This is a genomic window from Micromonospora sp. 4G55 (genome assembly GCF_016803375.1).
In genome coordinates, this window is sequence record NZ_JAEVHN010000120.1 from 1 (window position 1) to 13,038 (window position 13,038).

Annotated in this window: 15 protein-coding genes and 1 pseudogene; 5 read left to right on the forward strand and 11 right to left on the reverse strand. The window is 69.0% G+C overall.

Annotation, left to right across the window (positions count from 1 at the left end; translation table 11 throughout):
- The 3 genes from JNW89_RS12975 to JNW89_RS12985 all read left to right on the forward strand — a co-directional run.
- On the forward strand, window positions 1–315 hold a 315-nt coding region (locus JNW89_RS12975; protein ID WP_238449130.1), incomplete at its 5' end, for a helix-turn-helix domain-containing protein.
- Window positions 316–546: 231 nt separating this feature from the next.
- Window positions 547–1,011 carry an ATP-binding protein gene (locus JNW89_RS12980; protein ID WP_238449131.1) on the forward strand — a complete coding sequence of 155 codons (465 nt, stop codon included), beginning with the start codon at window positions 547–549 and terminating at the stop codon, window positions 1,009–1,011.
- Window positions 1,008–1,355: an STAS domain-containing protein gene (locus tag JNW89_RS12985; RefSeq protein WP_238449132.1), complete on the forward strand. Its 348-nt coding sequence runs from the start codon at window positions 1,008–1,010 to the stop codon at window positions 1,353–1,355. Before JNW89_RS12980 ends, JNW89_RS12985 begins: the two co-directional genes overlap by 4 nt.
- Window positions 1,356–1,425: 70 nt before the next feature.
- Here JNW89_RS12985 and JNW89_RS12990 read toward each other — a convergent pair whose 3' ends face one another.
- The 11 genes from JNW89_RS12990 to JNW89_RS13040 form a co-directional block, all read right to left on the reverse strand.
- Entirely contained in the window at window positions 1,426–2,097 is a 672-nt protein-coding gene (locus JNW89_RS12990; protein WP_238449133.1) for a PP2C family protein-serine/threonine phosphatase, read from the reverse strand.
- A 126-nt stretch (window positions 2,098–2,223) separates the two neighbouring features.
- Window positions 2,224–2,463 (reverse strand): hypothetical protein, encoded by a 240-nt coding sequence (locus JNW89_RS12995; RefSeq protein WP_238449134.1) that lies wholly within the window; start codon window positions 2,461–2,463, stop codon window positions 2,224–2,226.
- A gap of 222 nt (window positions 2,464–2,685) precedes the next feature.
- Complete coding sequence (locus JNW89_RS13000) at window positions 2,686–2,979, reverse strand: hypothetical protein (protein WP_238449135.1); 294 nt, start codon at window positions 2,977–2,979, stop codon at window positions 2,686–2,688.
- Window positions 2,980–3,146: 167 nt separating this feature from the next.
- On the reverse strand, window positions 3,147–3,575 hold the full coding sequence (locus JNW89_RS13005) for a sigma factor-like helix-turn-helix DNA-binding protein (protein WP_309139980.1): 429 nt from the start codon (window positions 3,573–3,575) through the stop codon (window positions 3,147–3,149).
- A 102-nt stretch (window positions 3,576–3,677) separates the two neighbouring features.
- Window positions 3,678–4,130 carry a MerR family transcriptional regulator gene (locus JNW89_RS13010; protein WP_375155087.1) on the reverse strand — a complete coding sequence of 151 codons (453 nt, stop codon included), beginning with the start codon at window positions 4,128–4,130 and terminating at the stop codon, window positions 3,678–3,680.
- Window positions 4,130–5,629: a SulP family inorganic anion transporter gene (locus JNW89_RS13015; protein ID WP_238449136.1), complete on the reverse strand. Its 1,500-nt coding sequence runs from the start codon at window positions 5,627–5,629 to the stop codon at window positions 4,130–4,132. Before JNW89_RS13015 ends, JNW89_RS13010 begins: the two co-directional genes overlap by 1 nt.
- 451 nt (window positions 5,630–6,080) lie before the next feature.
- A complete protein-coding gene (locus JNW89_RS13020) occupies window positions 6,081–6,434 on the reverse strand; it encodes a hypothetical protein (protein WP_238449137.1) in 354 nt (117 codons plus the stop codon).
- A 752-nt stretch (window positions 6,435–7,186) separates the two neighbouring features.
- Window positions 7,187–7,474, reverse strand: coding sequence for a hypothetical protein (locus tag JNW89_RS13025; RefSeq protein WP_238449138.1), 288 nt, complete (start codon window positions 7,472–7,474; stop codon window positions 7,187–7,189).
- Window positions 7,475–7,624: 150 nt separating this feature from the next.
- Window positions 7,625–8,227 carry a cysteine hydrolase family protein gene (locus JNW89_RS13030; RefSeq protein ID WP_238449139.1) on the reverse strand — a complete coding sequence of 201 codons (603 nt, stop codon included), beginning with the start codon at window positions 8,225–8,227 and terminating at the stop codon, window positions 7,625–7,627.
- Window positions 8,228–8,238: 11 nt separating this feature from the next.
- Window positions 8,239–10,326, reverse strand: coding sequence for a glycogen debranching N-terminal domain-containing protein (locus JNW89_RS13035; protein ID WP_238449140.1), 2,088 nt, complete (start codon window positions 10,324–10,326; stop codon window positions 8,239–8,241).
- Window positions 10,319–10,690, reverse strand: a complete 372-nt coding sequence (locus tag JNW89_RS13040; protein WP_238449141.1) for an SCP2 sterol-binding domain-containing protein — start codon at window positions 10,688–10,690, stop codon at window positions 10,319–10,321. The genes JNW89_RS13035 and JNW89_RS13040 overlap by 8 nt, the downstream gene beginning before the upstream one ends.
- Before the next feature lie 171 nt (window positions 10,691–10,861).
- Between JNW89_RS13040 and JNW89_RS13045 the strand changes: the two are divergent.
- Together JNW89_RS13045 and JNW89_RS13050 are read left to right on the forward strand one after the other, a co-directional pair.
- A pseudogene (locus JNW89_RS13045) lies at window positions 10,862–11,621 on the forward strand (sulfite exporter TauE/SafE family protein).
- Window positions 11,622–12,137: 516 nt separating this feature from the next.
- Entirely contained in the window at window positions 12,138–12,485 is a 348-nt protein-coding gene (locus JNW89_RS13050) for a hypothetical protein (protein WP_238449142.1), read from the forward strand.
- The last annotated feature ends 553 nt before the right edge of the window (window positions 12,486–13,038 follow it).

Sequence of the window (13,038 nt, forward strand, 5' to 3'; positions counted from 1 at the left end):
CGAAACCCTGATGACATGTTCGGCGACGAGGACTATCCCGCCTACACCATCGGCCAGGCCGCGGAGATGCTCGGCACCACGCAGGACTTCCTGCGCCGCCTGGACGAGGCCAAATTGATCGACCCGCACCGATCAACCGGTGGACACCGCCGCTACTCCCGCTACCAACTACGCCTGGCCGCCCGGGCCCGCGAGATGGTGGACCAGGGCACCGCTCTGGAGGCCGCCTGCCGGATCATCATTTTGGAAGACCAACTCGAGGAAGCCCTCCGGCAGAACGAGAACCAGCAGCATGAAACGCGGCGACGCGACTGACCGGACCACGTTCCGGGAAGGTTGCCGGCGGCAGTGAGCCGGCCGGCCCGCCGGAGGGAAGGTCCCCGTCCCCGCCTCGGTCCCGGCAGCCCCTACTCCTGCTCGTCGCACCTCCTCGCATCCCGGCGGCCGGGATGCTGTGCGAGACCGGCGGTTCGAGGCGCCGCCATCGGGCGCCGGCCCGCCGTGCCCGGGGCGCGGAGGATCGGCGGCGTGTAATAGCGTCCGACCATGGGTAGCGGCGGAACGGACGACGTGGGTGCCGGGTGGAGCACCGCTCGTGGCGCCGACGAAGTGGCGTTGTTGTCGGAAGAGATCACCGCTGCGCGGGTGACGGCGCTGCGTCACGCGGTTGCCGCGACAGCCCGTTCGGCAGGTCTGGTGGGCGACGGGCTGGAGGACTTCGTGTTGGCGGTGCACGAGTTGGTCACCAACGTGGTGCGCCATGGCGGGGGCGGCGGCGAGGTGCGTCTGTGGCAGCACCACGACCTGCTGACCTGCCAGGTCAGAGACAACGGGCCTGGGTTGGGTGAGGTAGCCGTCGCCCTGCCGTCGCCCGGGGAGGTCGGTCACCGGGGACTGTGGCTGGCACAGCAGCTCACCGAAGGGCTGATGATCGACAACTCCGGCCAGGGAACGACCGCCTCGGTGACGGCGCGGCTGTCCGCCCGATCGGCTGTGAACGAGGGAGGGTGACAGTGGCCCCGGAGCAGACCTGGCACTGGCGTGTGGACGCCGGTGCCGTGCGTAGTGTCCTGGCGCTGTTCGGTGAGATCGACATGTCGGGCGCCGACCGGCTCGACGACCTGCTGCACGAGACGGTCGCCCAGGCCGGGACGGTGGAGGTGGACCTGGAGGGGTTGACCTTCATCGACTCCATCGTGCTGAGCACCCTGGTCGGCGCGCACCACCACGCGGCCGGCCGGGGAGTGGACCTTACCCTGGTCAACGCCGCTGGGCAGGTCCGCCGGGTCCTCGACATGACGGGCATCATGCAGCTGCTCGGCCGGGTAGCAGATCCGCCACCCGCCGCGATCTGAGCGCTGGGGCTGGGGGTCTCGTCACGGCGTGCGGCCGGGCAACCGTCGCGACGCTGGGACCGTGGGGCGGTCAGGCTCGGCCTGTCCTGGGCTCAAGGAAGCGGACCATGAGTACGGTGGCGTCGTCCTGGAGCCGGTCGTCCTGATAGGCGAGGATCGCGTGGACGAGATGCCGGGCGGTCTCTGGTAGCGGAAGTCCGTCGGCCAGAGCCCGGACGGTGAAGTCGACCAGCCGCTCGGTGCCGAACCGTTCCCCGTCGGCCGACCGGGCCTCGATGATGCCGTCGGTGTAAAAGAGCACGTCGTCGCCGGGCTCGAGGGCTTCCTCGACCACCACCGGAGGGTGCCGGTCGCCGAGGGCCACCGGCAGGGTGGTGGGCGTGGGCAGGACGGTGGCGATCCTGCTGTGGCGGAGCACCAGCCCGCCCGGGTGTCCGGCGGAGAGGACCCGCAGCCGGCCGATGCGCTGGTCGAGTTCGGCCAGCACCCCGGTGATCAGCCCGCGCCGGTCGTGGTCACGCACTGCGCTGTCGATGTGGTGGTACGTCTCGACCAGGTCGAACCCGCACCGGCGGGCGTTGCGGTACGCGGCCAGGGCCAGGCTGGCGAGCATCACGGCGCGCATCCCGCCACCGGAGCCGTGCCCGACGGCGTCGAGCAGGGCGAGGTGGGCGGTGTCGCCGTTGACCGCGTAGTCGAAGGCGTCGCCACCCACGTCGTAGCAGGGGCTCCAGGATCCCACTGATGATCAAAGTGCCGGTGGAGAAGCTGAGCGGTGCAAGTTGGGCGCGCAGCATCTCGGCCGCCAGGCGCACCGGGGCCCGGCGGCGGACCTGCTCGGTCGTGTCGCTGTAGTGCGACCGCGTGATCACCAGCTCGGCGAGCAGGGAGGCGACCGCCTCGAACGCGGCCACCGCACGGCAGCAGCGGCGACCACTCCGCGACGCCCATGCTGAACGCCCGGCCGGCCAGGATTCCCCTCGATGGCCAGCGATTCCCGGCGCGTTGCGTCCGGACCGGGCAGGGGAAGCAACTGGCACTGCTCGTGGTCGCCCAGGTAGAGGACCATGTCGTCGGCGCCGAGCTGCCGGGCGGCCCGCCGTGCCATCCCCGGGAGGTTCTCAGGTCAGGCGTGGTGCGACTGCCGCAGCAGATCGTGCAGTGCGTCCCGCTCACTCATGCCCACCGACCTTCGCCGCCGCCCATGCGGGGCCGCCCCGACCGGTCAGAGTACGCGGGTGCGCCACCCACCGTAGAAGGCGATGAGACAGAACGCACGCCGCCGCCCGGTCGCGCGTGTGGCGACCGGGCGGCGGCGTGGTGCGGAGGATCAGGCGTTGTGGGCGGAGCGGCTGCCGGCCTTGGCCAGGCCCCGGCTGACCATGTAGCCGATGGTCAACATGGTGACGTAGAGCCAGGCGCGGTCGGCGCGGAAGAAGTCGCCGCCGGCGCCGTTGTCACCGTTGCCGTTGCCGTCCACCACGAGGGAGGCGATCAGCACGCCGAGGACCATCACCACGTAGGCGATGAACTCGGTGGTCTTGAAGGCCGGCTTCGTCTCGTTGTGGACGCGACGCGACTCGTTGGTGTCGCGCCGGGTGGTTGCGGTGGGGGACGAGGTCATGACAGCTCCTGTTATCGGGGTGCGCGCAGGGTGGGGGAGACCTTCAGGTCTGCCTCTACAGGCGCGGATGCCTAGGGCATCGAGAGAAGTCGTTCTGGTCACGGGATTCCGGGTGATCCGCCGGGAAGCGCTGGTGTCGCCGTGGCACGGCGGTGTGGCGCTGCCCGTCAAGTACCCCCACCGTGATCGCCGCAAACACATGGTGCCCGGCGGCGGGTACCGCGGGTGGGTCGACGGTCCGCGCTGGTGATGTCGGCGAGGTGGCCGCGCACTGTGGCCAGCGCTTGGGTGAGGAGCCGGGAGACGTGCACCTGCAAGACGCCGACCTCGTCGGCGATCTGCGCCTGGGTCAGGTTGCCGTGGAAGCGCACGGCCAGGATCGAGCGTTCACACTCGGGCAGTGGCGATCGCGGGGCCGAGCGCGAGGCGGATCTTGTCCAGCTCGAAGTCGTGCTCCTCGGCGCCGAGGTGAGGGTGGCGTACCCGGTGAAGTCGACGCTCCGGGCGGGGTCGAAGTGATCGGCAGCCTCGATCAGCCCGACCATGGCGATCAGCCCGACCATGGCGATCAGCCCGACCGTGGCGGTCTGGGTCACGCCTCGTCTTGAACGCCACGCCCCGAGTGGCGGCGCGCGAGGTGACGGCCGAGCGGCAACCATGCCTCGATGGTGCGTTCCCGCGATCGGCAGCGGCGGTGCTCAGCCGGTTGGGCTGCCGTGGTGGTCGAGTTTGTCGCGCAGGGTGTCGGCGAAGCCTTCGGCCGTGGCGAGTTGGTCGCGTAGGGCGGTGACGCGGGTGGTGGCGGCGGTGTGGAACATGTCGAGCCGGTCGAGCAGGGCGGCGCGGTCGGTGCCGGTGGCGGTGTCGAGGGCGTCGAGGATGGTGAGCAGGTCGCGCATCTCGTCGAGGGTGAAGCCGAGGGGTTTCATGCGTTTGACGACGGCGAGGCGGTCGAGGTCGGGTTCGGTGTAGAGGCGGAAGCCGCCGTCGCTGCGGGCGGAGGGGACGATCAGGCCGGCGTCCTCGTAGTGGCGAATGGTGCGGATGCTCAGCCCGACCCGTTCTGCGGCTTCGCCGATCTGCATGAGGCGGCCGGTGGCCGGGCCGGAGGCGTGCTGCTCCGGCCCGGTGCCGCGGCTGGTGGCCGCCATCAATGGCCGACGCCGAGCTGGCCGGCGAGGGTGTCGTGGATGCGGGCGCTGGGCTTGTTCAGCTCGATGATCTCGACAGCCTTGCCGCGGGTGGCGTACTTGGTGGTGATGGCGTCGAGGGCGGCGACGGAGGAGGCGTCCCAGACGTGGGCGTGGGTCATGTCGATGACCACGGTGTCGGGGTCGTTCGCGTAGTCGAACTGGCCGACGAGGTCGTTGCTGGAGGCGAAGAACAGCTCCCCGTGCACGGAGTAGATCCGGGTGCCGCCGTCGGGGTCGAGGACGCTGGTCACCTCGACCAGGTGAGCGACCCGCCGGGCGAAGATCACCATGGCGGTGAGCACGCCGACGGCGACGCCGACGGCGAGGTTGTGGGTGGCCAGCGTGGTGGCGACGGTGGCCACCATGACAATCGTCTCGCCGTAGGGCATCCGCTTGAGCGTGGCCGGGGCGACGGAGTGCCAGTCGAAGGTCGACACCGCCACGATGATCATCACGGCAACCAGGGCGGCCATCGGGATGACGGCGACCACGTCGCCGAGGGCGACGACCAGGATCAGCAGGAACACGCCGGCGAGGAAGGTGGAGAGCCGAGTGCGGGCACCGGAGGCCTTCACGTTGATCATCGTCTGGCCGATCATGGCGCAGCCGCCCATGCCGCCGAAGAACCCGGTGACGATGTTGGCCACGCCCTGGCCCCAGGACTCTCGGGTCTTGCTGGAGGGGGTGTCGGTGATGTCGTCGACGAGCTTGGCGGTCATGAGCGACTCCATCAGCCCGACTAGCGCGATCCCGAGGGCGTAGGGGGCGATCAGGGCGAGGGTGTCCAGGGTCCAGGGGATCTGCGGCAGGCCGAGGGTGGGCAGGCTGTCCGGCAGGGCGCCCTCGTCGCCGACGGTCGGCACGGCCACCCCGACGGACACCGTGACCACGGTCAGCACCACGATCGCGATCAGCGGCGCCGGGACGGCGCGGGTGAGCCGGGGGAGTCCCACCATGATCGCCAACGCGACCGCGACGAGCGGGTACACCAGCCAGGGTACGCCGAGCAGGTGCGGAACCTGGGCGGCGAAGATCAGGATCGCGAGGGCGTTGACGAAACCGACCATGACGCTGCGCGGGACGAACCGCATCAGCTTCGCCACCCCGAGCGCCGCGAGCAGGATCTGGATCGCGCCGCCGAGGATCACCGCCCCGATCAGGTAGTCCAAGCCGTGCTCCTTGGCCAGCGGCGCGACCACGAGGGCGATCGCTCCGGTGGCGGCGGAGATCATCGCCGGCCGGCCCCCGCAGATCGCGATCGTGACCGCCATGGTGAACGACGCGAACAGCCCCACCCGGGGGTCGACCCCGGCCAGGATCGAGAAGGAGATCGCCTCCGGAATCAACGCCAGGGCGACGACCAGGCCGGCGAGCACCTCGGTGCGGAACACCTTCGGCGACAGCCAGGACGGACGGGACAGACGCGGCCGGGAGACCGCGGACAGCACAGAAGACATACAGCCATTTCCACTCGGGCGCCTCGCGGACGCGCACAGCTCCGCCCCCGCATCGGGGTGGCGCGGCAACTCGCGAACCCGCGGCAGCCGGTTGAAGGACCCCGGGGCGTCATCACCCCCCGGACGCGACACGGTCGACGCGGGAGGCAACCCGGCCTCACCTCGACAACCGGCACCGACCCTACTCTTCCGGCAGGGGAGAGTTCACCGTACGTGGTGATCATCACCAGGCCGGCGGCGTGCCGACATTCACTGACCTAGCTCGGCGTCTGCTCCCGTCCAGCCGGCTGGCCGGCGTGCGTGGGGTGCTGCGCCATTCCGCTGCCGCTGGCCGCCGGCGTTCTGTCCGGCGCTGGTTGTGGGTTGCCTTCGGCCGTTGGTTGCCTGGCCTCGCCGTCGTCCTGGCCGCCACCGCCGGCGTCGTCTGGTGGTGGGCCCGTAGCCGACGCCGTCACGGCTGGGCGGAGGGCGCTGGCTGCCCGTGCGGCGCCGGCTGATCGGCGGCCTGCTTGAGCGCCTGGCGCAGGCGTCTGATCGGTGGTACGCCTGACACGCCGGTGTCGTCGCCGTAGAGGCGGCACGCCAGCGCCGGACGGTGGTGGGGTTCGGCGAACGGGTCTCGGCCGTCGATGAGGACGCTGGGTGAGCCGAGGAAGCCGAGCTGCTCGGCCTCGGCCTGGCTGGTCACCACCCGGGTGGTGAAATGCACCGGCGACAGGCCCACCTCGTCCAGCGCTCGGCGCAGCACCACAGCGGCCGGTCCTCTGTTCGGGCAGTCTTCCACCACCAGCAGCTGTACCTCCACCCGCGCATCGTGCCCTGCCGCAGACGGGGCTGGCCAGTACCTTCATCTGATTACTGCTACCCGGTCGATCGTGGCGGATGGGCGCTTCACGCCTCAGCTGCCGCCCAATACCGGGACAGGGATGCTGGCTGGGTGCGGTGTTGCAGCAGCTGACACGTCTCGGCGTCCTAATCCCGAGGCCCAGTAGCCGGATAAGGGGCTTGCCACCGCCATCCTCAGGTGGCAGGGCCGTTGCGGTGCGGTCGTGAGGAGCGTCAGGCTCAGCGACTTCATCCGGCCAACGCCACCACCATCGCGGCGATGCACCCGATCAGCAAGGTGATCCCGCCGAACATGGCATAGGGCCACCACTGGTCGGAGCGCTCCGGCTCGACACGAATCACCTGGGTAGGCAGGTTCCAACGGGGAGGCCGGACCGCCGCGGGATTGCCACCGTCCGGCCACGCTGGTAATGAGGTTCGGTGTTCCGACTCGTCCATAGCTACTCCTGTGCGAGGGCGGCTCGTTGTTCGGATCTGCACCGGGCGGGACCGCGGGGGCCGGCGGTCCCGCCCGGTCCAGGAGGCCGCGCGCCCGACCTTCCTTCCGAAGCGGCGTCGGACATCGAAGCGCCGTTACACGGACATGCCGGACGAGGTAACCGATGCTTCTGTTCGCTGATCTCTCCCGCACGCTCTGGGGACTTACGTCGTGCGGCTTGAGAGGCCGAGGCTGCCCGTCGAGGGGGTCCCACCGCGTCTCCACGTCACCCATCACCACGCCGGAGGCCTACGAAAACCCTGACGCCTCCTGGTCCTCGGTGGTGGAGGCCGCAGCGTGCTCGCCGACAACTTGCCGGCCTCTGCGTCTGCCCTCGTGACGAGAAGTTCCACAACAGCGATGGCTTTCACAAGTGGATCCCGCCCGATCCGGACCACGACCAAGAGGTCTGGGACGACCAGGTTCGCCAGCACAAGCAACACCACCTCGCCAACGAGCGGCCCAAGGTGCGGGTTCAGCGTCTCGTCTGACGCCAGCAGTACAGCAGCGAAGTACAGCAACTGTGCCAGCCGAACCGGGCCGGAACGAGCCCCAGCAGGGCGGATGACTTCGGAAAGCAGCGGCAGGGCCGGTCGGCCGGTCAGGGACGGCGGTTAGGCCGCCGGTCGCGAGGCGGCGCCCGGGCCGTTGGGCTTCATTAGGTGGCGGGGTCAGCCCCTCAGGCTGCGGACCACGTCGTCGGTGGTGGCGACTTGGCCGAGTTGGTCCAGCGTCGCCAGGCTCGCCTGGTGCGCGTCGTCGGTCGCCGCCGTGCACGCGTCGGAGACGATCAGCGTGCGGTACCCGTGGTTGATCGCCTCGAACGCGGTGCCGGTCACCGAAAGGTTGGTGGCCACACCCGTGAACAGGACTGTGTTCACGCCCCTGCGGCGCAGGATCGTGTCCAGATCCGTGCCGAAGAAGCCGGTGAGCCGGACATGGGTGATGAGGACGTCGCCGACCTGGGGGGCGACCTCGTCGATGATCCGGGTCTTCGGCGTGCCTTCGAGGAACGCCTGCTTCTGCCGGATGACGGCGAAGCTGGGGGTGTTGGTGATGAGGTCCGGGTAGCCGGGTCGGTGGGCGACGCGCGTGTAGACGACGAGACCGTCGCGGGACCGCACCGCATCGGCGACCCGCGCTGCGTACGACGGGACGTTGTGCCGGGTGACCTGTTCGGCGAAGAGCGGGCCGAATATCCCGTCGGGACTGACGACCTCGTGCTGCCAGTGGACGCCGACGACGGCGGTCCGCGCCGGGTCGATCTCCTGCATGGTCCCTCCCGTCACGGGGCGGAAAGCTGCAGCGGCGCCGCCTGGTGACCGCGTCCGTCGGCGGCGGCTGGCCCTCGGCCGTACGCGTCGAGGCGCCCCCACCGGCCGGGGATGTCCAGCAGCGCCGCGAAGTCGAGATTAGCGGGCAGAGCTGGCCTGATCACCAGATCGTCGCCGACCGGCCGGAGTCCGAGCATCGTTCTCAGCAGCAGGAGCGGGGCCCCGGCGGACCATGCCTGGGGGCTGCACGCGGTCGGGTAGTTGACGGGATATCTGGTTTCGGCGCGGGCGGTCCCGGCGAACGCCTCGGGTAGTCGGCCGTCGTAGAAAGCCGCCGCGTCGAGGATGCCGGCCGCGATCCGGGCCGCCTCGTCGGCGTACCCGTAGCGCCGCAGCCCCCAGGCGATGAACGAGTTGTCGAAGGGCCAGATGGTGCCCACGTGGTACCCGATCGGGTTGTAGCGGGCTTCGCTGTCGGCCAAGGTGCGGATGCCCCAGCCGCTGAAAAGGGCGGGTGACATCAGGTGCCGCACCACGGCCGTGGCCTTCTGCTCCTCGAGGATGCCGCTCCACAGCAGGTGGCCCATGTTCGACGACAGGGCGTCCACCTGGCGGCCGTCGCCGTCGAGGGCGAGGGCGATGTACTCGCCGTCGGTGACCCAGAAGTCGCGGTTGAAGCGTTGCTTGAGGTCGGCGGCTTCCCGCTCCAGCCGGTCGGCGTACGCGGGGTCGTTCCAGAAACTGCGGGCGAGCCTGGCGGTGCGCATCTTCGCGTCGTACGCGTAGCCCTGCAGCTCGCAGGTGGCGCGGGGGAAGGTTGGCAGCCGGCCGTCGCGGTACGAGATGCCGTCCCAGGAGTCCTTCCAGCACTGGTTCTCCAGCCCGTTCTTCGTGTTGCGCCGCTGGTAGGAGATGTAGCCGTTGCCGGTCAGGTCGGCGTAGTGGTTGATCCAGTCGATCGCGGCGCGTGCTTCCTGCTCGACGGAGCGGACGAGGTCGACGTCGCCGGTCCACCGCTCGTACTCGTCGAGCAGCACGAGGAACAGCGGGGTGGCGTCGGCGCTGCCGAAGTAGGGAGTGTGCGGGGTCTCCTCGAAGATGCTCATCTCGCCGTAGCGCATCTCGTGCAGAATCCGGCCGGGTTCCTCCTCCCGGAAGTCGTCGACCCGGCTGCCCTGCCGGAACGCGAGCACTTGCAGCGTGGTGGCGGCAAGCTCGGGTGCGATCGGCAACGTCTGGAAGCTGGTGAGGATGCTGTCGCGACCGAACAGGCTCATGAACCAGGGCAGGCCGGCCGCGGGCACGCTCTTGTCGTCGGCGAGGAACGGGCTGAACCGCAGCGCGGCCAAGTCGATGAGGCTCTGCCGGTACGTGATGCGCAGCGGATCCCAGCCGCACTCCAGGCGTGGCGCCTGGTTCAACCATTCCCGGAGATCGCGGTGCTTGTCCCGGCCCGTTCGCGCTGCCCACCCGGGGATCGTGAGCCGCTCCAGCCCTCGCGGCAGGGGAAGGTCCGGCAGGGCACTGAGTCGGGCAGACCATCGACTGTGCGGCTCGATGTGAACCTCGAGTGTCAAGCCGTCGTCGTCCACCGCCGCCGGCACGGACACAGAAACAATCGTTTCCCGCCGGAAGCGCTCCCGTTCGTAGCCGAGCACCAGTCGCCCGTCGTCGACCCGCCGATAGTGCCGGCCCTTCTTCCGCGACGCCGCATCCTTGACCTCGAAAAGGTCAGCGAAGTCGGCGTCCGCCTCAACTCTGAGGGTCAGGTCGACCGGTCGCCGGTCGTTGTTGATGATGATCAGATCCTCGTGCAGGCCCGCGTCCAGGGTGTGCCTTCGACGCACGGCCAGCGTGCTGTTGACGTAGACGTCCTGGCCGCCCGGGACCAGATAAAACCGATTCTCGAAGTAGTGGACGTCGTCGATGGAGAGGGTGCTCAGTCGCTCCCCGTTGATTGTCAGCATCCACTTCGACAACAAACGGGTGTCGTGCGCGAAAAGGCCGTGCGCGGCGTCCTGTGACGGAACGATGTCCCCCGTCCGATCGCACACCATGAAGGTGGTTCCGTCGAGGATGCCAACCTGGTTCTCACTCATGGCCACCTCCTCGGCTCTCGCGTCCCGGCGAAGCAGGCGGCGGCGGAAACAACCTTCGGACGGTCGCGAAGAGTCGTGGGCTGCCCTCCACGGTCGCCTCGCCGCGCAGCACGCTGGTCAGGAAGTACGCTTCCCCGCTGGCGATCCGGTCGAACACGGCCCGATCCGCGCGGACGACGGCGTCCCCGCCCGTCTCCTGCTCCGATACCGTGATGCCGCCCTTGGCAATGGAGACCAGCCAATGGTCGACCTGCCCGTCCCGGCTGATGTCGAAACGAACGCTGCCCTGGTGGATCGCCGTCAGCCGGCGATCGTGCCCCCGCTGCGCAAGGCCGCGAAAGAAATCCTGGGTGACGTCAGCCATCGTGTCCCCTCCTCCGAGCCCACGATGCCCCTGACACGCGGCCCCCGCCTCACCCTGAAAAGGCGAACTTCGCCAGCCAGCTTCCCTGCCGGTGTTTGCCGTCCGCTCCGATCTGCGCCTGCCCCCGGATGGCGGCCTCGTGCGGTGGCCAACCTACTAGCGTGAGACTCGATGGATCCTCTGCAGGCAACGCTGCTCTTTGCCGCCGGTCTCCTCACGGGCGCCTTCAACGCGGTCGCCGGCGGCGGCTCCCTGATCGGATTCTCCGCGCTGATCGGTGCCGGCATACCGGCCCTCACCGCCAAGTTGACCAGCACTGTCGCTGTGTTTCCCGGAAATGTGGCTAGCGTCGCGGGAGGTTACCGGGACCTACCGGCCCGAAAAGACGCCACCCGCATCCTGCCGGCAGCTATCCTCGCGCGCCGCCGGGTCGGTACTGCTCCTACTGACACCCACTCGCATCTTCGACGTGATCGTGCCGTTCCTGGTGCTCGCCGCCTCCGCCATCCTCGGCCTGCAGAACCACTTGGACGAGTTGGTCATACGCTCCACTGCCCGTCGCCGACGACGACACCCGGCGACCCTGCAGGCGCTCGTTGCCATGGGCGGCGTCTACGGTGGGTACGTCGGTGCCGGATTCGGCATCGTCCTCGTCGCCATCCTGGCTCTCCTCCAGCACGAACCGCTCACCAGAACCGTCGCGCTGAAGAACCTGCTGTCGGCCGTGATCTCATTGACAGCTGCCGTGCTCTATGTCCTCTTCGGCACCATCAACTGGACCGGAGCCGCGATCCTGATCCCGGCAACCGTCATCGGCGGCTACGGCAGCGCTCGGCTCCTCCGCAAGCTCCCCGACAAACCACTCAGGGCGGCTATCGCCGCGTTCGGAACGGCCTTCGGGTTGGTTCTCCTGTTGAGGAACGTCCTGTAGACCCTGCGGCCTTCGGTAACCGGGAGTCGGGAGCGGCACCTGCCGCTCCGCCACCACGTTGGTCTGCCCGCCGGATCATGGGCTGGACGATCGCCGACCACCTACGCTCGGAGCTGATCATCGACGCACTCGACATGGCTCGCGGGGCCACGCCGCTCCGCTGACGGGCAGACCGTGGTGCACCCTGACCTGAGAGTGCGCCCGAAGCCCGCGCAAGGGTCCCCCGGAGAACAGCCGGTCAGCCGCTCACGCCCGCCGGGGATGGGACGGTCCGCGACGCCGAGATCACCGCTCACCACCAACCCGACCAGCAAGCCCTGGTCACAGTCTGAGGACTCCACCAGACTCGGGGCGGTTCACCCAGTGGTCGGCGAGCTGCCGCAGCAACGTCACGCCAGGCGCCTCCTCGCGGGACCTTGGCGACTTCCAGAATCGGCGGAGGTATGAACGCCCTCGGGCGACCCGCGTTGGGGCAGTGCGGCCGCTACCCCGCGCCCGAAGGATCGTTAACCGTGCATGGACGCGGAAGACGCCTTGATCATGACCGCCGGAAACCGAATCGCCACCATTGCCCGAGAAATCATCACCGGCGCAATCACCGGGCAACGCAGCAACATGTGGTCGATGGTCTACGGCCATGGCTGCGCCGCAGACGACCCGAGCGGTGCCCCGATCACGTTCGTCAAGGTCCGCGACACTGATCAGCTGATCGCCGCGTTCACTGAGCAGTACAACGCGCTCAACCTCGGTGCCGCAGCCGTCGTTACCGCGCTGGCGCAGTTGTACGCCGACGCCGCTGGTATCAGCGAAATCGAGGCCCTCGACCGGGCACAGGCGCTCATGCACGTGGGGTTCGAAATCTGACCACCCCGCACGCAAGATTCCGCCAGGAGGATCTCCGCCCTGTACCCGCCGGCGAGGGCCTGCGGGGTGCCGGCGTCGTGGGCGCCGAGCGCGACCAACGCGGCCGGTCCGAGTCCGTCGTCGACCGTGCGGCGTGTTCGTCGGCCGGTAGACGGCATCGGCGTCGGGTTGTTGTCCCGCACGGCTTCCGACAGGCTGCTTGGCGCATCAGCGACTCGGATGACGGCGGACCGAAGAATCTAGGCTGGATGGACTAGACATCTTCGGCGGTGTGCAATAGTCTTCTTCGAGTCGAGAGGAAAGATCCGTCAAGACACAGACGGGCTGTCCGGCCGTGAGGTCACGACGGGCGGCGAGGGAAGGGAACGGCCTTCACCGTCCCTTCCGAGAGGCAGTGGGAGCACGTCAGTCCCGGCGTGATGCGCGCCGGGTGCAGGTGGGGCCAAGGCTCTTTTGGGGCTCCAGCTGATGTTCGCCGTATTGGGGCCATGAAGTCGCGTGGGTTCCGACACCGGTGGACCGTACGGCAGTAAGGAAAGAAGTAGCAGAGGAA